Genomic DNA, 20,423 nt, shown 5'->3' on the forward strand with positions numbered 1-20,423 from the left:
GCGCGTCCTTTTTTACAAGGTTGATAAGGAGGAACATGATGGCTGATATTAAGTATAATCGAGTTATCTTGAAGCTCAGTGGAGAAGCACTTGCCGGCGAAAAGGGGTTCGGTATTAACCCGCCGGTGCTCAAGGATGTTGCTAAAGAATTAAAGGCAGTTCACGATAAGGGAGTCCAGATTGCTATCGTTGTCGGCGGTGGAAATATGTGGCGGGGCGTTACCGGTGCCCAGCTCGGTATGGAACGTGCCCAAGCAGACTACATTGGGATGCTGGCAACAATCATGAACGCCCTGTCTTTACAGGACGCCCTTGAGTCAATTGATGTGCCAACCCGGGTGCAAACGTCAATTGAAATGCGGCAAATCGCTGAACCTTACATCCGGCGGAAGGCCATTCGGCACCTGGAAAAGGACCGGATTGTAATTTTCGCCGGTGGAACCGGGAGCCCTTATTTCTCAACCGACACGACTGCAGCATTGCGGGCGGCAGAAATCAATGCTGACGCAATTTTGATGGGGAAGAATGGGGTCGATGGTGTTTACTCCGCAGATCCGAATAAGGATAGTAGCGCGGTTAAATTTGACCACTTGACCCACATGGACCTGATTGAAAAGAACCTGCACGTGATGGACACCACCGCTAGTTCGCTGTCGATGGACAATCACATTCCAATCGTCGTCTTTAATTTGAACACGGCCGGAAATATTATGAAGGTTGTTACTGGCCAGCAAGTTGGAACAACTATTGAGGGAGACTAAATTATGGCATCGAGTAAAGAAATCTTAAATGACGCAAAAACAAAGATGAAGAAGTCGGGGGAAGCATTACAAAGAACCCTAGCTGATATCCGGGCGGGGCAAGCCAATGCCAGCCTCTTGAACTCTGTTAAGGTCGAATACTATGGGGCAGAAACGCCACTGAACCAAGTTGCTTCGATCACGATTCCGGAAGCACGGCAGTTACTGATTACCCCGTACGACGAAAGCATTTTGGAGGAAATTGAGCGGGCAATCTATGCCTCTAACCTTGGCCTGACGCCACAAAACGACGGCAGTGCGATTCGTTTGATTATTCCGCAATTAACTGAAGACCGGCGCAAGGAACTGGTTAAGGACGTTAAAGCGGAGTTGGAAAAGTCTAAGGTAGCGGTTCGTAATGTTCGTCGTGAAGCCATGGATGACCTGAAGAAGGGCAACAAGAATGGTGACTTCAATGATGACGAATTCCACGACCTAGAAAAGAAGGTCCAGGACGAAACGGACGCTGGAATTAATAACCTGGAATCAATTGCCGCAGATAAGGAAAAGGAATTGCTCCAATAAACATTTACCTGCTAGGGGATGGCCCGCGCTGTCCCTTTTTTTGTTATTAGATATAAATTTTTGCTAAAAAGCGGCCGTGAGTTGATAATTCATCGACGGGAGCTTTATAATTAATTAGCGCTTTGTTTAAAATTATTCATTTGCCATAGTATGGAGGGAGAAATTTGTTTTCTAAAAGAAAAACCGCTGGTGATGAGCCAGAATTAGACCCGCAGCGCGTTCCACAACATATTGCGATCATCATGGACGGCAATGGACGGTGGGCCCAAAAACGGCACCTGCCCCGGGTTGCCGGTCATAAGCAGGGAATGCAGACCGTCAAGACTGTTGCTATTGCGGCTAGTAAATTAGGAGTCAAGGTCTTATCCCTATATGCTTTTTCTACCGAGAATTGGAAGCGGCCGAGCAGTGAAGTCAATTACCTGATGCAACTGCCGATTCGCTTTTTCTCAACCTTTGTTCCGGACCTGATTAAAAACAACGTCCAGGTAATGGTGATGGGCGATACAAGTAAGCTGCCTGTTCAGACCCAGCAAGCGGTCCGCAATGCCATTAGGGACACCGCCAAATGTGATGGGATGGTGCTTAACTTTGCCTTAAACTATGGGAGTCGTGATGAAATTACGCGGGCCATGTGCCAGATTGCCGGTGAGGTAAAAGAAGGCCAACTTTCACCAGATGATATTAACGAAGAAACAATTAGCCGCCATCTTATGTCTGGCAGCCTGGGATCACTTGCCGACCCCGATCTCCTGATTCGAACCAGTGGCGAAGAACGAATTAGTAACTTTATGCTATGGCAAATCGCTTATAGTGAACTTGAATTTGTGCCAGAACACTGGCCAGACTTTAATGCTGAATCATTAAAGCAGGCTATTGTAGAGTTTCAAGGACGTCACCGTCGCTTTGGCGGATTAGAGAACCAATAGGGAGGATGTTTTAAAAGTGAAGACGAGAATTATCACGGCGGTGATTGCCCTAGCCATCTTTATCCCACTGATAATTTATGGTGGTTGGCCGTTAACGATTGCTGCAGTTGTGTTAGGAATCATTGCAATGTCAGAAGTACTTGTAATGAAGCGGATGTTTGTAATTTCTTTTGAGGCGATTGTTAGCTACCTGGGAGTAGCTCTATTAATCTTGCCAGATAACTGGCTGGATTTCTTACCTAGTGTGGCTACCCGCTGGTTTGGCTTCTATTTGTTGGTCGTTTTATTACTTCTCCACACCGTCTTGCGAAAGCAACGCTTTACCTTTGACGATGCGGGAGTAATTACATTGGCAATGTTGTACATTGGGATGGGATTCCACTACTTTGTAGCCGCCCGGGCGATTAATTTCCAGACCCTGTTGTACGGGATGCTGATTGTCTGGATTACTGATAGTGGCGCTTACCTGATTGGTAGAAAGCTCGGGAGAAATAAGCTAGCACCGAAGATCAGTCCCAACAAGACTTTGGAAGGGTCGATTGGTGGGACCATTTCGGCAACCATTATTTTGGCAATCTACCTTTACCTGTTCCCGGTTGGTGATGGCTTTGTTACCATGATTATCCTGACACTGATCCTGTCAATTATGGGGCAATTGGGTGACCTGATTGAATCGTCATTAAAACGATACTATGGCGTTAAGGATTCCGGGAAGATTCTACCCGGTCATGGAGGAATCCTGGACCGTTTTGACAGTATGTTAATCGTCATGCCACTTCTGCACATGGTTGGTATTATTTAAGGAAGGGATTCTGTGATAATAACAATTATTACGTTTATCATCGTTTTTGGGGTTCTCGTGCTTGTTCACGAATTTGGCCACTACTACTTTGCCAAACGGGCTGGTATCCTGGTTCGTGAATTTTCAATCGGGATGGGCCCCAAAATTTGGTGGAAGAGAAAAAATGGTACGACCTATACCGTCCGCATTCTTCCGGTTGGTGGCTATGTTCGCCTGGCGGGAAATGACGATGAAGACGAAGAGGAGATGCGACCAGGGACCCCACTCACTTTACAATTAAACGGCCAAAATAAGGTTGTCACCATCAACACTAGTTCGAAGTCGACCCTGTTTCAGGGTATCCCCCTTCAGCTAGTGGACAGTGACTTGACGGATGGCTTATGGATCAAGGGCTTTGTTAATGGCAACGAAAGTGAGGTCAAGACTTATGAGGTTGACCACGACGCCGTGGTCATTGAACGTGACGGTACCCAGGTTCAGATTGCTCCCCGTGATGTTCAGTTTCAGTCAGCTAGTCTGCCTGCGCGGATGATGACTAACTTTGCGGGGCCGATGAATAATTTCATCTTGTCACTACTGGTGTTTATCGTCCTGGGCTTTACCCTTGCTGGGGTTCCGACCAACAGCAACCAGATTGGAAAGGTTAACGCCAACTCGGTGGCGGCACGCGCGGGCTTGAAGGCCGGTGACCGGATCACTCATGTGGGTAAGGTCCGGGTCAACAACTGGTCAGAACTGGCCACTAATCTTTCCAGTAAACCGGGACAAAAAGTTCATCTTACTTACCAGCGGGCTGGAAAAACAAAATCAGTCACCGTGAAACCGAAGATGGTTAAGCAGAGCAAGCAGAAAGTTGGTCAAATTGGGATTATCGAACAGCAAAAGACAGGAATCCAGGCCCGCCTGTTATTTGGCTGGCAACAGTTTGCCCAAGCTGGGACGCTGATCTTTAGTGTTTTAGGCCACATGTTTACCCACGGCTTCATCCTGAATGACCTGGGGGGCCCAGTAGCGATTTATGCGGGAACGTCCCAGGCGACCGCACTCGGGGTTAATGGTGTACTGAATTTCTTAGCCATGTTATCGATTAACTTGGGAATCGTAAACTTGTTGCCGATTCCAGCACTTGATGGTGGTAAACTACTACTAAACATTATCGAGGCAGTTATCAGAAGACCAATCCCGGAGAAGGCCGAAGGAATTGTGACGATGATTGGATTTATGCTACTATTGATACTAATGATTTTGGTTACCTGGAATGACATTCAACGCTATTTCATTCGGTAATCGGGGGAATAAAGGAGAATAATGATGAAGCAGTCAAAGATTTTAATACCAACCAAGAAAGAGGCCCCAAGTGATGTGGAGGCCCTCAGCCATAAGATGATGGTCCGGGCAGGCTATATTTACCAAATCTCGTCAGGGGTGTGGTCATACCTGCCACTTGCTTATCGGGTTATCCGTAAAGTTGAACAAATCATCCGAGAAGAGATGGACAAAGCGGGGGCTTACGAAATGATGATGCCTGCGCTTTTACCGTCCGAACTATGGAAACAGTCTGGTCGTTACGAAGCTTATGGTGATAACCTCTATAAGTTGAGCGACCGTAATGATCGTGAATTTGTTCTCGGCCCGACCCACGAGGAATCATTTACTGAAGTCCTTCGCGACAGTATTAAGTCCTATAAGAAGTTGCCACTGGTTGTTTACCAACTTCAGGATAAGTTCCGTGACGAAGACCGTCCGCGGTACGGCATTCTCCGGGGCAAGGAATTTGAGATGCTGGACGGCTACTCTTTTGCTGCCGATGAAGCGGGCCTTGACGAAGCTTACCAGCAACAAGCTCAGGCCTACCGGAATATCTTTGACCGAGTTGGCTTGAAATACAAGATTATCCTGGCGGACTCCGGAACCATTGGCGGAGACAATTCTCAAGAATTTTCCGCCCCTGCCAAGGTGGGAGAGGACGTCATTGTTTATACGGATGGTGGTTACGCTGCCAACCTGGAAAAGGCTACTTCCAAGTTTAGTGGTGTTCAGCAAACCGCTGAACCAGCTGAACTGAAGAAGCAGGCGACACCGGGTGCACATACGGTTGATGAGGCAGCTGAAAGCTTGGGCATTGATGCCAGCCAGATCTTGAAGTCGATGCTTTTCATGGCTAAAATGGGCGAAGACGATTACCAACCGGTACTAGTCCTAATGCGCGGAAATGACGAGGTTAACGAGACTAAGGTGACTAACGAATTGGGGTGTGAAGACCTTGAAATAGCTAGTGAAGCAGACGCCGCTAAGTACCTCGGCGCTCACCCAGGTTCCTTGGGCCCGGTTGGCGTTGGTGAAGATGTTAAAATCCTGGCCGACAACTACGTGAAGGTCCTGGTCAATATGGCTTGTGGCGCCAACGATGATGGTTACCACTTCGTCAATGCTAATATTGACCGCGACTTCCGGGTTGACCAATTTGGTGACTTCCGGAATGTTCAGGAAGGCGAAATTGCTCCTGACGGTCATCCAATCAAGTTTACGAACGGAATTGAAATTGGCCATATCTTCAAGTTAGGAACGGGTTACTCCGAAAAGCTTGGTGCAAAGGTCCTGGATAAGAACGGCCGTCTGGTTGACATGATTATGGGCTGCTATGGTATTGGGGTAACGCGGATGCTGTCGGCGGTTGCGGAGCAAAACGCTGATGAAAATGGTCTGGTTTGGCCAGACAGTATTGCCCCATTTGACGTGCATGTTATTCCAGTCAACGCTAAGAAGGAAGAACAGATGAAGATGGCAAACGACATCGAAGACCAGCTGACTAAGGCGGGATATGAAGTCTTAGTTGACGACCGGAAGGAACGTGCCGGTGTCAAGTTTGCTGATTCTGACCTAATTGGGATTCCATTACGGGTTACGATTGGTAAGAAGGCTGCTGATGGAATTGTTGAAGTTAAGATTCGGAAGACCGGCGAGACGATTGAAGTCAAGCAAGCAGAACTTGTTAATACGGTTGGTATCTTACTGAAACAATTAGCTGACCAATCTGTTGATGATAAGTAAATAAAATGTGGTACGGAATGGTACCACATTTTTTAAGTAGGAGGGCTTAGGAAAAGTGGCTTTAAACAGACAAGAGTTATTTAGGAAACTGTTGGAACAGGTCCATTTCCCTGAAAAGGATAATGACGCTTTCAAAGAAGCAGCGGTCCAATCGGTTGTCGTTCACCGGTCCAGTCGACAGTGGGAATTTCATCTGATAATGCGTCAGCCATTACCGTTAAAGCTCTACAAAGAGTTTTATCAGTCCCTACAAATGGGATTCAAGGATATTGCGGGGGTTAGTTTACAGATCAGCTCACCCTCAACCGATATGGATGCTGGCCTAATTGCCGATTACTGGGAAGAAGTGGTTACCCAGAGCGTTATTGAATCACCGATGCTTCAGCAGGCTTGTCTATCAACAGTTCCAGAAGTTCGCGACGGCCGGGTGACCATCGTTGTTGAAAACGATATTGTAAAGGAAATGCTGGTAAAGAAGGCCCTGACCCGGATTGAGGATTCATACCAGCGGTTTGGCTTTCCGCATTTTAAAATCCACCCCTTTGTTGATCAGTCTGCTTCTCAGGCGAAGATTAAGGAATTAAAGGAGAAACATGAGGCGGCCGATGCCGCACTAGCCGCTAAGGCAATTGCCCAGATTAAAAAGAAGAATACAGTCAAGAAGCATTCCAACAATCATCCTAGTGCACCAGCGGAAGGCCCGGCACAACTCGGTCGGGTGATTAACGATAAGCAAGAGGTTGTCCAGATGAAGGATATCCAGGGTGAGGAACGGTCGGTAGTCGTTGAAGGGTATGTCTTCAATGCTGAGGTTCGTGAATTGCGGTCCGGCCGCCAGCTTTTGACCTTTGAAATCACCGACTATACCTCATCGTTTGCCGTTAAGAAGTTCTCCCGTAATAGTGATGAGGAAGCTCAGTTCGCCAATATCAAACCGGGAATTTGGTTAAAGGTCCGCGGTCCCGTGCAAGAAGACACTTGGATGCATGACCTGGTTATCAATGCTTATGATATCAACCAAATTAGCCACCAGGAGCGGCAGGACATGGCACCAGCAGATAATAAGAGAATCGAGTTACACGCCCACAGTGAAATGAGTCAGATGGACGCCACTAATTCGATTAGTGAACTCGCGACCCAAGCCAGCAAGTGGGGACACCCGGCAATTGCCGTTACGGATCACGGCAATGTCCAAGCCTTTCCGGAGGCCTATAAAGCGGCTAAGAAAAATAAAATCAAAATGCTCTACGGGATGGAAGCCAACGTTGTAGATGACGGGATCCCCCTTGTCTATAACGAAAATCATGCGGTTTTAAAGGACCACTCTTACGTTGTTTTTGATGTTGAAACGACCGGCCTTTCAGCGATCTATGATAAGGTTATTGAGCTCTCGGCCGTTAAGATGAAGGACGGAAACGTCATCGAGCGGTTTGATGAATTTATTGACCCGGGTTTCCCCCTGTCAGAACAGACGACTAACTTGACCAGTATCACCGACGAGATGGTGCATGGCTCCAAGAGCGAGGAAGAAGTCTTCCGGATGTTCAAGGACCTATGTAAGGGTAGCATCATCGCTGGGCATAACGTTTCCTTTGATATGGGCTTCATGAATACCGGTTACCGTCGCCACGGGATGGAAGAAATTACGGAACCAGTAATTGATACCTTACCATTAGCCCGCTTCCTATACCCGAACATGCGGGGTTACCGGTTGAATACCTTGAGTAAGAAGTTCAAAGTAGCCTTGGAACACCACCACCGGGCAAATTACGATGCGGAAGCCACGGGACACTTGCTTTATAAGTTTTTAAAGGATGCTGAGGATCGTTATGGTGTTCGCTACGTTGATGACCTGAACAAACACATGGCAGAAAATGACGCCTATAAACATGCCCGGCCATTCCATGCAACACTGATTGCCCAGACCCAGGCTGGCTTGAAGAACCTCTTCAAGCTCGTTTCCTTCTCCAATGTTAAGTATTTTCACCGGGTACCCAGAATTCCGCGGACAGTACTGACCAAGTACCGGGAAGGGATCCTGCTGGGAACCGCTTGTTCCTCTGGGGAAGTCTTTACTGCGATGATGGAGAAGGGGTATTCGGAAGCGATGCGTAAGGCCCGTTACTACGACTTCATCGAGGTCCAGCCACGGCCCAACTACGCACCGCTACTGGAACAGCACGTCATCAGTGACCAGGCTCACTTGGAGGATATCATTAAGAATATGGTTAAGTTAGGTGATAATCTCAATAAGCCGGTGGTAGCAACGGGTGATGTTCACTACATTAACCCCCATGACGGAATTTACCGGCGGATCCTGATCAATTCCCAAGGTGGAGCTAACCCATTGAACCGGACAAAGCGTCCGGATGTTCACTTCCGGACGACCGATGAGATGCTAAAGGAGTTTAGCTTCCTGGGTGAAGACGTCGCCCAAAAGATTGTGGTGGACAATACCCATAAGGTAGCCGACATGGTCGATGATGATATTCGACCAGTCAAAGACCGCCTGTACACCCCACACATGAAGGGCGCAGAACAAGAAATTCAGGAACGGACTTGGCATACGGCCAAGGCCTGGTATGGTGATCCACTACCTAAGTTGGTCAAGGACCGGGTGGAGCTCGAACTCAACAGTATCGTGAAGAACGGGTTCTCCGTTATTTATTTGATTGCCCAACGGTTGGTTGCTAAGTCAAACAAGGACGGGTACCTGGTTGGATCCCGGGGTTCCGTTGGTTCTAGTGTGGTAGCCACCTTGTCGGGAATTACGGAAGTTAACCCCTTACCACCACATTACCGGTGCCCAAAGTGTCAGTACACCCACTTCTATACCAAGGGTGAGTACAGTTCTGGTTTTGACTTGCCGGAAAGGAAGTGTCCCAAGTGTGGGACCCTGCTGGTGAAGGATGGTCATGATATCCCGTTCCAAACTTTCCTTGGTTTCAAGGGAAACAAGGTGCCAGATATTGACCTGAACTTCTCTGGTGACTACCAACCAATTGCCCACAACTACATGAAGGTCCTTTTCGGAGAAAAGAACGTGTTCCGGGCCGGAACAATCGGCACAGTGGCGGACAAGACTGCCTATGGTTATGTAAAGGCCTTCGAACGGGATAACGATGTTCAATTTCGCGGTGCCGAGGAAGACCGTCTGTCTAAAGGGGCGACCGGGGTCAAACGAACGACCGGCCAGCACCCGGCTGGGATCATCATTGTTCCCGACGATATGGACATTTACGACTTCACGCCTGTTCAGTACCCGGCAGATGACCAGGACGCCGCCTGGGAAACGACCCACTTCGACTTCCACTCAATCCACGATAACATCCTGAAGATGGATATCCTGGGTCACGATGACCCGACGATGATTCGTGCCCTGCAGGATCTTTCTGGGGTGAACCCGAAGACCATTCCGATGAATGACCCGGGGGTAATGTCCTTATTCTCGAGTCCGAAGGTATTGGGGGTTACGGAAGAACAGATTCAGAGTAAGACCGGGACGCTGGGCTTGCCAGAGTTCGGGACCCGATTTGTTCGCGGGATGCTGAATGATACCCACCCGAAGAACTATTCTCAATTGCTCCAGATTTCAGGACTGTCCCACGGAACCGGTGTGTGGTTGGATAACGCCCAGGAGCTGATCAAGGAAGGGACGGCAACGATTGCTAACGTGATTGGTTGTCGGGACAACATTATGACCGACTTAATCCACTATGGCTTGGACTCCGAAACCTCCTTCCAAGTGATGGAATCAGTCCGTCACGGGCGCGGAATCCCGGATAACTGGCAAAAGAAAATGAAAGAAGCTAACGTTCCCCAGTGGTACATGGATTCTTGTTTGAAAATCAAGTACATGTTCCCGCGGGCCCACGCGGCCGCTTATGTCTTAATGGCCTTGCGAATCGCCTACTTTAAGGTTTACTTCCCACTGGTCTATTACTGTGCCTTCTTCTCTGTACGGGCCGATGACTTTGACGTCGTTGCAATGGCACACGGCAAGGAAGCAGTCAAAGCTCGCATGGCGGAGATTAACGAGAAGGGCAATGACGCCAGTGCCAAGGAAAAGAGTCTGCTGACCATTCTAGAACTGGCAAACGAAATGCTGGAGCGGGGCTTCAAGTTTAAGATGGTTGACTTGAAACGTTCAGACGCCTCTAACTGGCTGATTGATGGTGACTCATTGATAGCGCCGTTCCGGGCGATTCCGGGGCTGGGTCTCAACGTTGCCAAGCAAATTGTTGCGGCCAGGGAGGAGCGCCCGTTCCTTTCTAAGCAGGACTTGGCAGAGCGGGGGAAGGTCTCACAAACCCTTATCGATTTCATGACGGAAAATCACGTTATCGACAAGTTGCCGGATAAGAACCAGCTTAGTCTGTTTTGATTGCAGCGTTTTTTCAGAATTAAAAATGAAATGCGGGTAGGATGACCATTGCCTACCCGCATTTTTTGTTTTGCCGAGAAAGCGCTACCAAGCATTAAAAAATATCATATAATGAAGGAGGATTCATGTAATTACATGATTTGTGAGATTAGGGAGGACTTATTTTGAAAAATAGTTTTAGTTATGCACAGCGAGGAGTTGCTGGCTGTTTAATAATGGCGAGCTGTTCCTTCTTTTTGTTAATGAATCAGGCCCAAATAAAGGCCGATTCGGCCACCCCCACGACGGCGACTGCTCAAGCACAGACGGTTAACGCCAGTGCAAGTGCAACTGGTCAGCAGTTGGCTTTCGACAGCAATGGGAACCCCAGCTACAATGCCACCGACCAGGGCAATTAGGCCTGTTTGGACCAGGCCCAGTTTAATGATGATGGTCAGCTGAGTGTCAGTGGTTGGCACGCTACCAACCGTGCGCAGGGGCGACCTTACCATTACATCATTGCCTATGACCGGACCAACAGCCGTGAACTTAGCCGGGTCAACGTCACTAGCCAGCCAATAGAACGTTATGACGCGGCCACGGTCCACAATGTTTATGGGGCAAAAGAATCTGGCTTTCGGACTAGATTCAACCTCGGCACGGCAGCGGCAACCACTGGTGAGGTTCAAATCATCAGTCGTTATACCGATGACCAGAATGGTAACGGCAATGCAGCCGACTACTGGTTTGCACCCGTCACGGTGAATAGGGGTAATTATGCCCACCTTGACCAGGTCACTGTTGATGGTAATAAGCTACAGCTAGCAGGCTGGCACGCTACCAATCTGGCAGCCGATAAACCGTACCATTACCTGATCATGGTCGACCGGACAAACAAAAATCGGGAAGTCAGCCGTGTAATAGTTGGCCATGCAGTTAAGCGCCCCGACGTTGTCATAGCCTATCCAGACGTGGAAGGGGCCGGTAAATCTGGCTTCAGTACCAACTTTTCCTTGCGAGGAGTCAACCTCAGTCACCAGCTTCAGGTGATCAGTCGGTACTCAAGTGACAAGGATGGGAATAGTGACTACGTTGACTTCTGGTTCAGCCCAACCACAAAGGGCGACGAAGCCAACCAGGGATGCCTCGACTCTTATAATCTTAGTAGTGGGGAAACAATGACCGTTAGTGGTTGGCACGCCAATGACCTGGCCCAACTTGAGTCCCACCACTTCATTATTCTGTTTGACCAGACAGCAAATCGACAAGTCAGTCAAACAGTGCCCCAGCAGGTTGAGCGCCCGGATGTTGCTAAAGCATTTCCTGAAATCAATCAGGCGCACCACGCTGGTTTTACCGCGACGTTTGACCTGAGCTCGACCCGACTCGCAGCAGGTTACGTCTACCGAATCGTTAGTCGCTATTCCACCAGTAACACTGGGAACGGGGACCAGGGACAGTTTGTTGACTACTGGTACGCACCAATTAAGTTAGACCAACAAGGTGGTGCTTGCTTGGACACCGTTCAAATGACTAGTGATGGCCTCAAAGTTGCCGGGTGGATGGCTAGTGACCAGTCGCTCGACCGGCCCTATGCCTACTTAATTGTGTTGAATAATGGTCAAGAAATTGGTCGAACCCGCCTTAACCTACAAGAACGGGGCGATGTTACTAAGAAGTACGGCCAAGTATATAACAGCCAAAACAGTGGTTTCTCAACTCTACTAAAGCTTGCCCCACGAAACGTTACCGGGCGACTCGGTGTTATCCTCCGCAGCCCCAATAGTATTTACGTTAGTGGGTGGCACGCCAGTAACCAGTCGGCAGATAAACCCTACCAGTGGCTGATCTTTGTTAATCAGGATGGGCATGAACTATACCGTCAGCAAGTATTGGATATCAATAACCCGCGGCCAGACCTGGCACAAAACCGTTCCTTCATCTTAGGGGCTGGTCGTGCGGGGTTCAGGTTGGCCTTTGCTATTCCACAAGCACTCCAGCACCATGTCGTTAGGGTTATCCACCGCTTAACTAATGATTCCCAGGGTAATGGTAACTACGTCGACTGGTGGTCGGGCCCCGTCGATATTAATGCCTACCAGCAGCGACTAATTAGCCGGTGGCAGCAAGTGGCTAACCGTTTTGCCAACCCGGTAAGTATCGCAATTCAAGTTGCCCAAACCGGTGAGGTCGTCACTTTTACTAACTTACCAGGACAAAACTTTGTGACGGCAAGTACGGTCAAAGTTGGGATCCTTGCAAAACTGCTTCACAACCAGGGAGGTAACTTGTCGGCCGAACAACAAGGAGTAGCATCCCGGATGATTCGCTTCAGTGACAATGATTGTGCGACTGAGTTATATAACGAGATTGGTGCTGAGAATGGTCTCAACCAGCTATTTCAAGAATTAGGGATGAATTCCTCCCACTGTAATGGCCACTGGGCATTTACGACAACTACTGCTGCTGACCAGCTCCGTCTTCTTCATGAAATTTTCCTTAACCCTGGCTCTACTTACCTGAATCAACAGTCCCGACAGTATCTTCAAAGTCTAATGGGGCAGGTTACCCCTAGCCAAGCGTGGGGGATTTCGGCTGGCAGTTCCCGCTTTTACATTAAAGATGGCTGAAACACCAGCAGTGGTTGGAACGTTAGCAGCATTGGCGCGATCCCCGGTAAATACACAATTGCCATCTATACAGTGGCCCCATCATTTGAACGGTGCCGGTCATACATTGAACAATTGGCTTTGGTAACTCGGCAAGTAATCAGTTGACTTAAGAAAAGCACGTCGCTTGTGTTTGGCCCTTAGCCATGCTACAATATCAATTGGTAAATAACTCGTGGGAGTGAGCAGCAATGCTCGCTCTTTTTATTGCAAACAATGGAGGTGACAAGATGAGTACTGTTACTGAAACCGTAAAGGACTTAGTAACCCCAATCCTTGATGAACACGACTTTTACCTATACGATATTGAATTTGTTAAGGAAGGCAAGAGTTGGTATCTCCGGGTATACATTGATAAAGATGGTGGAATCACGCTTGAGGACTGTGCAACAGTTAGTGATCAGTTAAGTGAAGCCCTGGACAACGTTGATCCCGACCCCATCCCCCAGGCCTACTTCTTGGAGGTTTCCTCCCCAGGCGCAGAGCGGCCATTAAAGGATGAGGACGACTATAAACGGGCTATAAACCAATACATCCACGTTTCGCTGTACCAGCAGATTAATGGTCAGAAAGTTTACGAGGGAACGTTGACCAAGCTATCGGATAAGGAATTAACTTTAGATTATTTAGACAAGACCCGTCACCGGCAAATTGTGATTGACCGGAGCAAGGTTGCGAAGGCCCGTTTGGCCATTAAGTTTTAATTAAAGGAGTGTTCACTGTGAGCAAGTCAAAAGTCAATGCAGAAATGATTGGCGCCCTTGACTACTTAGAAAAGGAAAAGGGAATTAAAAAGGAAGTCGTAATCGAAGCGCTTGAACAGGCCCTTGAATCGGCTTATAAGCAAAACTACGGCGAGAAGAACGTCGAGGTTGAATTTAATGCCACTACTGGTAACATCAAAGTGTATGCCGTTAAGACGATTACCGACGATGAAGATAAGGTTGCAGAAGATAGCAATGAATACATGAGTCTTGCTGCTGCCCGAAAGCTTCCCCATGGTCAAGGATATGACCTCGGTGACCAAATTCGTGAAGAGGTGACGCCCCGCAACTTCGGTCGGATTGCTGCCCAAACTGCTAAACAGGTGGTTATGCAGCGCCTTCGGGAAGAAGAACGAAAGATTATTTACGATAAGTACAAGACTTATGAAAACGAAATTATCACTGGGGAAGTTTCTCGTGAGGACAAGCGCTTCACCTATGTTGACCTCGGTGATGGGGTTGAAGGAGCAATGGGTTACCGTGATAAGATGCCAAATGAACACTACCATGTTCACGACCGGATTCAGGTTTATGTATCAAAGGTTAATGATGACCGGCGCGGTCCCCAAATTTACGTCAGTCGAACGGCTCCAGAGCTATTGAAACGGCTCTTTGAACGGGAAGTCCCTGAGATTAAAGATGGCACCGTGTTGATTGAAAATATCGCGCGGGAGGCCGGTGACCGGGCAAAAGTCGCTGTTTACTCCAACTATGACAATGTTGACCCGGTTGGAACATGTGTTGGACCACGGGGTTCTCGGGTTCAGGCAATTGTCAACGAACTTGATGGTGAAAACATGGACATCGTGGAATATGTAAGGGATCCGGCTAAGTTCATTGCTAACGCCCTTAACCCGGCGGAAGTCCTTGACGTCATCTTCAATGACCCGGTTACGATTGAACGTGAGGATGGTGAAGAAGAACAGGAACGGTCATGCACCGTTGTTGTTCCGGACGACCAGCTTTCCTTAGCAATCGGTAAGCGGGGGCAAAATGCTCGATTGGCGGCTCGTTTGACCAAGTACAAGATTGATATTAAGTCTGCTTCTGAAATGGAAGAAATTCAGGCCCAAGAAGCAGCGGATGACAGTGAACCAACAGGTGATGATGACCAACAAGCAACTGACGGTCAAACATCTGATGAAGAATAATTGAGCAGTGGGGTGAAAATAATGAAAAAGAGAAAAGTACCAATGCGCAAAGATATCGTCACCGGAGAAATGATGCCAAAGCGCCAACTTATCCGGGTAGTCAAGAACAAGGGAAATGAGGTTTCTTTGGATCCCACCGGTAAGAAAGCCGGCCGGGGAGCCTACATTGCGGTTGATGTTGAAATTGCTAAGCGGGCTAAAAAGGAAAAGACATTTGAAAAGACGTTTCACGTTAAGCTCGATGACGCTTTTTATGATGAACTGATCAAGTATACCGACCACTTGCAAGCTCGCCAGGAATTATTCGGGAAAAATGAAAAATAAACGCCAACAGGCACTCGGTTTGCTTGGGTTAGCGCGGCGTGCCCGTCAGTTAACCAGTGGTGAAGAAACAGTATTAAAAAATATTCAAACTAATAAGGCAAAGTTTGTGTTTTTGGCAGGGGATGCTGGTGTTGCAACGGCTAAGAAGTTTACTGACAAGTGTCGGTACTACCATATTCCGTACTCACAAGCCTTTACTAAAGACCAGCTCAGTCAGGCAACGGGCCAATCACGGACCGTTATTGGTGTGATGCAACCAGGTTTTGCAAGAAAGTTTGAGGAATTAATGACAATGGAATAGGAGAGTGAGCATATGGCCAAGGAACGAATCTATGAACTAGCTAAAGAGCTCAAAATGCCAAGTAAAAACCTTGTTAAGGTTGCTAACCAACAAGGAATGGAAATTAAAAGTCACATGTCTTCCGTAACTCCCGCTCAAGCGGCCAAATTACGGGAAGTCGTTAAAAATGAGAATGGTGGTCAAAAAAAGGCCAATACCAAACCGGCCAACCACCATAAGAACCACCAGGCAAAGGATGACCATAAAAAAGCGCCGTCCAATAAGCACCAAAATAAGCGGGACCATGAAAGCCATCCAAAGAAGGCCAACAAGCCTGCCCGGCATGAAAATGAACGGCCTCGTGAAGAACACCAAAACCGGCACAATGAAAAGCGGCATAACGAAAGCCGCCGTAACCAAAACAACGGCGGTCGTTTTGGCGGTAGCTTGAACAATAATGACCGACATGGCAAGCGCTTCAACAAGAAAAACAAGAAGCGCAATAAGCGTAACAAGGGGAATAACCGTCTCCGTGAAGTGAACCACAAGCAACCAACTCAGCGGAAGGATAAGCCATTACCAGAAGTACTGGAGTACACTGAGGGGATGAATGCCCAGGACTTGGGTAAGATCTTACACCGTTCTCCAGCGGAAATTATTAAGAAGCTCTTTATGCTCGGCGTAATGATCAACCAAAACCAGTCCCTCGACAAGGACACTATCGAGCTCTTGGCAACCGACTACGGGATTGACGCCAAAGAAAAGGTTGAGGTTGACGTTTCTGATATTGATAAGATGTTTGAAGACGAACAGAACAACACCAAGCACCTTGTTAAGCGGACACCAGTAGTTACTGTCATGGGGCACGTTGACCATGGTAAGACTACCCTGCTGGATAAGTTGCGGCACTCACACGTCACTGAACATGAAGCCGGTGGGATTACCCAGGAAATTGGTGCCTACCAAGTTCACTACAACGATAACCTGATTACCTTCTTGGATACTCCAGGGCACGCTGCATTTACCGAAATGCGGGCCCGTGGTGCTAACATTACCGATATTACCGTTCTGGTGGTTGCTGCTGATGATGGGGTAATGCCGCAGACGGTGGAAGCCATTCACCACGCCCAGGCTGCCAAGACGCCAATCATTGTTGCCGTCAACAAGATTGATAAGCCGGGTGCAAACCCTGATAAGGTTACTGAAGAGCTGGCTAAATACAACCTGATTCCAGAAGACTGGGGCGGTGACACCATCTTCGTCAAGATTTCCGCTAAGTTTGGCAAGAACCTCGACGAGTTGTTGGACATGATCCTGCTCCAAGCTGAAATGATGGAATTAAAGGCTAACCTTGACCAAAACGCGGCGGGATCCGTTGTTGAAGCACGACTGGATCAAGGTAAGGGACCTGTGGCAACCGTGTTGGTTCAACAAGGGACCTTGCATGTTGGGGACCCAATCGTTGTCGGTAACACCTTCGGCCGTGTTCGGACGATGACCAACGAAAATGGTCGGCGGATTAAGACAGCTACCCCATCGACCCCTGTTGAAATTACGGGGCTTAACGAAGTCCCGGAAGCCGGGGACCGGTTCGTTGTCTTTGACGATGAAAAGACCGCTCGTGCAGCTGGTGAAGCACGGGCAAAGCGGGCTCAAGACAAGGAACGGCAAAAGACTTCGCACGTTACCCTGGACAACCTCTTTGCCACTATGAAGAAGGGGAAGATGAAGACCCTGCCATTAATTATTAAGGCCGATGTTCAGGGGTCAGTTGAAGCCCTTAGTCAAAGTCTGCAGAAGATCAAGGTTGATGGCGTCCGGGTTGACATCATTCACCAAGCAGTCGGGGCAATCAGTCAGAGTGACGTTACCTTGGCCGAAGCTTCAAACGCGGTTATCATTGGTTTCAACGTGCGGCCAACACCGGTTGCTAAGTCGCTTGCTGACTCCAGTAATATTGATATCCGTCTCCACCGGGTTATCTACAACGCCATTGAAGAAGTTGAGGATGCCATGAAGGGGATGCTTGAACCGGTATACAAGGAAGAAACGATTGGTGAAGTTGAAGTTCGTCAAATCTACAAGGCTTCCAAGGTCGGGACGATTGCCGGAGGAATGGTTACTTCTGGTAAGATTACCCGTGATTCTAAGGTCCGTTTGGTTCGTGACGGCGTGGTCGTTTACGAAGGTGAACTGGGTTCACTTAAGCGGTTCAAGGACGATGTTAAGGAAGTCAAGGCCGGCTTTGAATGTGGTTTAACGATTGCTAATTACAATGACATCAAGGAAAAGGATGTTATTGAAGCTTATCAGATGAAAGAAGTACCAGTTAAATAAAGGAGGAGGCAAAATGCCAAACAGACAATATCGCGTTGACCGGCTTGCGCAGCAGATTCAACGCGAAGTCGATGATATCCTTTTGAAGCGGGTTCGTGATCCACGTGTGCAAGGCGTTACAATCACTGGCGTTGATGTTACTGGTGATTTGCAACAGGCAACGATTTATTACAGTATCTTGTCTGACAAGGCCTCGGCGGGTGAAAAGACCCAAGAAGGCTTGGATAAGGCCACGGGTTTAATCCGCTCTGAATTAGGCGCCCGCCTAAATATCTTTAAAACACCGGAGATCAAGTTTGAACGTGACCCGTCCATAGCTTATGGCAGTCGGATTGACCAACTGATCAATAAGCTTCATCAACAAGAAAAGTAACTGACTAAAACACGAGGAGCGGGGTAAATCTTTGACCTGCTCCTTTTTGTATACGGAGGACCAAACGAATGGACGGAATTATTCCTTTATATAAAGAACGGGGAATGACCAGCTTTGACTGTGTTAACCGCCTGCGACGAATACTGAAGACAAAAAAGATTGGTCACTCGGGGACCCTAGACCCGTCTGTTGATGGGGTCCTGCCAATTTGTATTGGTAGGGCGACGAAGGTCGTTGAGTACTTGATGCAGTCAGGGAAGGTTTACCAGGGTGAACTGTTAATCGGCAAGGCGACGACAACGGAGGATCTTGACGGTGAGGTGATTGCTGCCCAGCCGGTAACTAGGGAGATTCCCCCAGATGTTATCCGTGATCAGATGACAACGTTGACGGGGGCGGTTACCCAAATTCCACCCATGTATTCAGCGGTAAAGGTAAAGGGGAAACGCCTTTACGAATATGCACGGGCGGGGAAAAGTGTTGACCGTCCAGTTCGCCACGTGATGATTGACAAGTTTGAACTGGTAAGTGCTGACTATGATCAGGGGAAGCAGGAAGAACGGGTCCGCTTTAAGGTCGCCTGCAGTAAAGGGACCTATGTACGGACACTGGTAGTTGAGTTGGCAAAGCGGTTCGGCTATCCGGGAACAATGAGTTGGCTAACCCGGCTAAAAAGTGGTGGCTTTACCCTTGATCAGACACTAAGTCTGGGGAATATTCAAGACGCCGTAACAGCAGGGACAATTAACCATTACCTTTATCCACTTGATTACGCCCTCCGTGATTATCCGGCGGTTGAGCTTAACGCAGACCAGTGGAAAGCTGTTCAGAACGGGGGTTGGCTAAAGCCAGCTGAGCTTTCCTCATCAGCAGCAGAGCTGGTCCTCAAGTATGGTCACCAAGTTAAGGCGCTTTACCACTTTGATGCACACCACCACGCCTATCAGCCAACAAAGATGTTTTTGACGAACTAGGAGGCCCAACATTGCAGGTTATAAAAATACACCACCCAATCAACAAGCAATTAATTCCTGACGGCCCGGTAGTGCTGGCGATGGGGTTCTTCGATGGGGTCCACCGTGGCCATCAAGCGGTCATCCGACGGGCACGGCAAATTGCTGACCAGCGGAAGTTACCCTTGGCAGTCCTAACCTATGGTCACGCACCAGGAGTTGTTTACCGGCAATATCCCGGCGGCTTTAAATACCTTTCCACTACTGACCGGAAGTTAGCCCTTTTAAAACAGCTCAGCGTTGACTTGGTGTACCTAGTTAGTTTTACCTCGAGTTTTGCCAACCAGACTCCTCAAGAATTTGTCGACCACTATCTCGTCGCTTTTCATAGCCAAGTCGTGGTGGCGGGTTTTGACCACACCTATGGTCCGGCTAAAATTGCTACTATGACGAACCTACCTGCCTATGCGCGAGGCCGGTTCACTGTGGTAACAGTTCCTAAATTTACTGATCCGGGCACGACCAAGAAGGTTGGTTCCCGGGCAATCCGGAAGGCAATTGACCGCGGGGACGTTCAGACTGCTAACCAAGAATTAGGCTACTATTACCAGACCACGGGGTTGGTCGTCCATGGTCTTGCTCGAGGCCGGACCCTGGGCTTCCCCACGATTAATGTGGAAACACCATCACGGGAAAGAATTCCGGGGATTGGTGTGTACGCGGTCGACGTTAAAATTGGTGACCAGTGGTATGGGGGGATGGCCAGTGTTGGTCATAACATTACCTTTGGTGACCATAACCAGCTGACCGTTGAGATTTACCTATTTGACTTTGATCAAATGGTTTACGGCGAAGAGATAACTGTTCGTTGGTATCAATACCTTCGTGGTGAGCAAAAGTTTGTGGATGCTACTAGTTTAGTGGCACAAATGAAGCATGATGAACAAGTGGCACGTCAGGTCGTGCAGGCACCACCAGCAATTACAAGCCAGATAATTCATTAAAAGAGTGAGCCTTTAGAAAGGACAAAGGGGCTGTGACATAAGAATAATTAATGGAGTTAGATGAAATTTTCGGATTTCATTTAACTCCATTTTCCTTT

The 20,423-nt window shown here is 48.3% G+C and carries 17 protein-coding genes; all 17 read left to right on the forward strand.

All coding sequences use genetic code 11. The features are described 5' to 3' along the window. Positions 1 to 38: 38 nt before the first annotated feature. The 17 genes from pyrH (at position 39) to ribF (ending at position 20,325) form a co-directional block, all read left to right on the forward strand. Positions 39 to 761, forward strand: coding sequence for a UMP kinase (pyrH, locus tag FD32_RS08385; RefSeq protein WP_047769125.1), 723 nt, complete (start codon positions 39 to 41; stop codon positions 759 to 761). A 3-nt stretch (positions 762 to 764) separates the two neighbouring features. Further along, the gene (gene frr, locus FD32_RS08390; protein WP_047769126.1) at positions 765 to 1,325 is read left to right on the forward strand and encodes a ribosome recycling factor; all 561 of its coding nucleotides are present in this window, start codon (positions 765 to 767) and stop codon (positions 1,323 to 1,325) included. Positions 1,326 to 1,489: 164 nt separating this feature from the next. Next, the gene (locus FD32_RS08395; protein ID WP_047769128.1) at positions 1,490 to 2,254 is read left to right on the forward strand and encodes an isoprenyl transferase; all 765 of its coding nucleotides are present in this window, start codon (positions 1,490 to 1,492) and stop codon (positions 2,252 to 2,254) included. 16 nt (positions 2,255 to 2,270) lie between these two features. Then, positions 2,271 to 3,056 (forward strand): phosphatidate cytidylyltransferase, encoded by a 786-nt coding sequence (locus FD32_RS08400; protein WP_047769130.1) that lies wholly within the window; start codon positions 2,271 to 2,273, stop codon positions 3,054 to 3,056. Positions 3,057 to 3,068: 12 nt separating this feature from the next. After that, a complete protein-coding gene (gene rseP, locus FD32_RS08405; RefSeq protein ID WP_047769132.1) occupies positions 3,069 to 4,343 on the forward strand; it encodes an RIP metalloprotease RseP in 1,275 nt (424 codons plus the stop codon). A 24-nt stretch (positions 4,344 to 4,367) separates the two neighbouring features. Next, a complete protein-coding gene (locus FD32_RS08410; protein ID WP_047769134.1) occupies positions 4,368 to 6,107 on the forward strand; it encodes a proline--tRNA ligase in 1,740 nt (579 codons plus the stop codon). A gap of 55 nt (positions 6,108 to 6,162) precedes the next feature. Then, positions 6,163 to 10,491 (forward strand): PolC-type DNA polymerase III, encoded by a 4,329-nt coding sequence (locus FD32_RS08415; protein WP_047769136.1) that lies wholly within the window; start codon positions 6,163 to 6,165, stop codon positions 10,489 to 10,491. 164 nt (positions 10,492 to 10,655) lie between these two features. Next, positions 10,656 to 10,889 (forward strand): hypothetical protein, encoded by a 234-nt coding sequence (locus FD32_RS08420; RefSeq protein ID WP_152666530.1) that lies wholly within the window; start codon positions 10,656 to 10,658, stop codon positions 10,887 to 10,889. Between the two features lie 6 nt (positions 10,890 to 10,895). Beyond that, positions 10,896 to 13,100, forward strand: a complete 2,205-nt coding sequence (locus tag FD32_RS08425) for a serine hydrolase (RefSeq protein ID WP_053003061.1) — start codon at positions 10,896 to 10,898, stop codon at positions 13,098 to 13,100. A gap of 269 nt (positions 13,101 to 13,369) precedes the next feature. Further along, positions 13,370 to 13,843, forward strand: coding sequence for a ribosome maturation factor RimP (gene rimP, locus FD32_RS08430; protein ID WP_056962166.1), 474 nt, complete (start codon positions 13,370 to 13,372; stop codon positions 13,841 to 13,843). Positions 13,844 to 13,860: 17 nt separating this feature from the next. Beyond that, complete coding sequence (gene nusA / locus FD32_RS08435; RefSeq protein ID WP_047769140.1) at positions 13,861 to 15,054, forward strand: transcription termination factor NusA; 1,194 nt, start codon at positions 13,861 to 13,863, stop codon at positions 15,052 to 15,054. A 21-nt stretch (positions 15,055 to 15,075) separates the two neighbouring features. After that, positions 15,076 to 15,378 carry an RNase P modulator RnpM gene (gene rnpM, locus FD32_RS08440; protein ID WP_047769141.1) on the forward strand — a complete coding sequence of 101 codons (303 nt, stop codon included), beginning with the start codon at positions 15,076 to 15,078 and terminating at the stop codon, positions 15,376 to 15,378. Further along, a complete protein-coding gene (locus FD32_RS08445) occupies positions 15,368 to 15,679 on the forward strand; it encodes a L7Ae/L30e/S12e/Gadd45 family ribosomal protein (protein WP_047769143.1) in 312 nt (103 codons plus the stop codon). The genes rnpM and FD32_RS08445 overlap by 11 nt, the downstream gene beginning before the upstream one ends. 12 nt (positions 15,680 to 15,691) lie before the next feature. Beyond that, entirely contained in the window at positions 15,692 to 17,995 is a 2,304-nt protein-coding gene (gene infB, locus FD32_RS08450) for a translation initiation factor IF-2 (protein WP_047769145.1), read from the forward strand. A 13-nt stretch (positions 17,996 to 18,008) separates the two neighbouring features. Then, positions 18,009 to 18,368: a 30S ribosome-binding factor RbfA gene (gene rbfA, locus FD32_RS08455; RefSeq protein ID WP_047769147.1), complete on the forward strand. Its 360-nt coding sequence runs from the start codon at positions 18,009 to 18,011 to the stop codon at positions 18,366 to 18,368. Positions 18,369 to 18,436: 68 nt separating this feature from the next. Next, positions 18,437 to 19,342 carry a tRNA pseudouridine(55) synthase TruB gene (gene truB / locus FD32_RS08460; RefSeq protein ID WP_047769149.1) on the forward strand — a complete coding sequence of 302 codons (906 nt, stop codon included), beginning with the start codon at positions 18,437 to 18,439 and terminating at the stop codon, positions 19,340 to 19,342. Positions 19,343 to 19,353: 11 nt separating this feature from the next. Further along, positions 19,354 to 20,325, forward strand: a complete 972-nt coding sequence (ribF, locus tag FD32_RS08465; protein WP_047769151.1) for a riboflavin biosynthesis protein RibF — start codon at positions 19,354 to 19,356, stop codon at positions 20,323 to 20,325. Positions 20,326 to 20,423: the final 98 nt, after the last annotated feature.

Origin of the sequence: Limosilactobacillus panis DSM 6035 (assembly GCF_001435935.1) — a bacterium.
In the GTDB taxonomy this organism is placed as follows: Bacteria; Bacillota; Bacilli; order Lactobacillales; family Lactobacillaceae; genus Limosilactobacillus; species Limosilactobacillus panis.

Coding starts and splice junctions, on each gene's coding strand:
- pyrH (WP_047769125.1), top strand. CDS start 39: ATGGCTGATATTAAGTATAATCGAGTTATCTTGAAGCTCAGTGGAGAA.
- frr (WP_047769126.1), top strand. CDS start 765: ATGGCATCGAGTAAAGAAATCTTAAATGACGCAAAAACAAAGATGAAG.
- FD32_RS08410 (WP_047769134.1), top strand. CDS start 4,368: ATGAAGCAGTCAAAGATTTTAATACCAACCAAGAAAGAGGCCCCAAGT.
- rimP (WP_056962166.1), top strand. CDS start 13,370: ATGAGTACTGTTACTGAAACCGTAAAGGACTTAGTAACCCCAATCCTT.
- rnpM (WP_047769141.1), top strand. CDS start 15,076: ATGAAAAAGAGAAAAGTACCAATGCGCAAAGATATCGTCACCGGAGAA.
- FD32_RS08445 (WP_047769143.1), top strand. CDS start 15,368: ATGAAAAATAAACGCCAACAGGCACTCGGTTTGCTTGGGTTAGCGCGG.
- infB (WP_047769145.1), top strand. CDS start 15,692: ATGGCCAAGGAACGAATCTATGAACTAGCTAAAGAGCTCAAAATGCCA.
- rbfA (WP_047769147.1), top strand. CDS start 18,009: ATGCCAAACAGACAATATCGCGTTGACCGGCTTGCGCAGCAGATTCAA.
- truB (WP_047769149.1), top strand. CDS start 18,437: ATGGACGGAATTATTCCTTTATATAAAGAACGGGGAATGACCAGCTTT.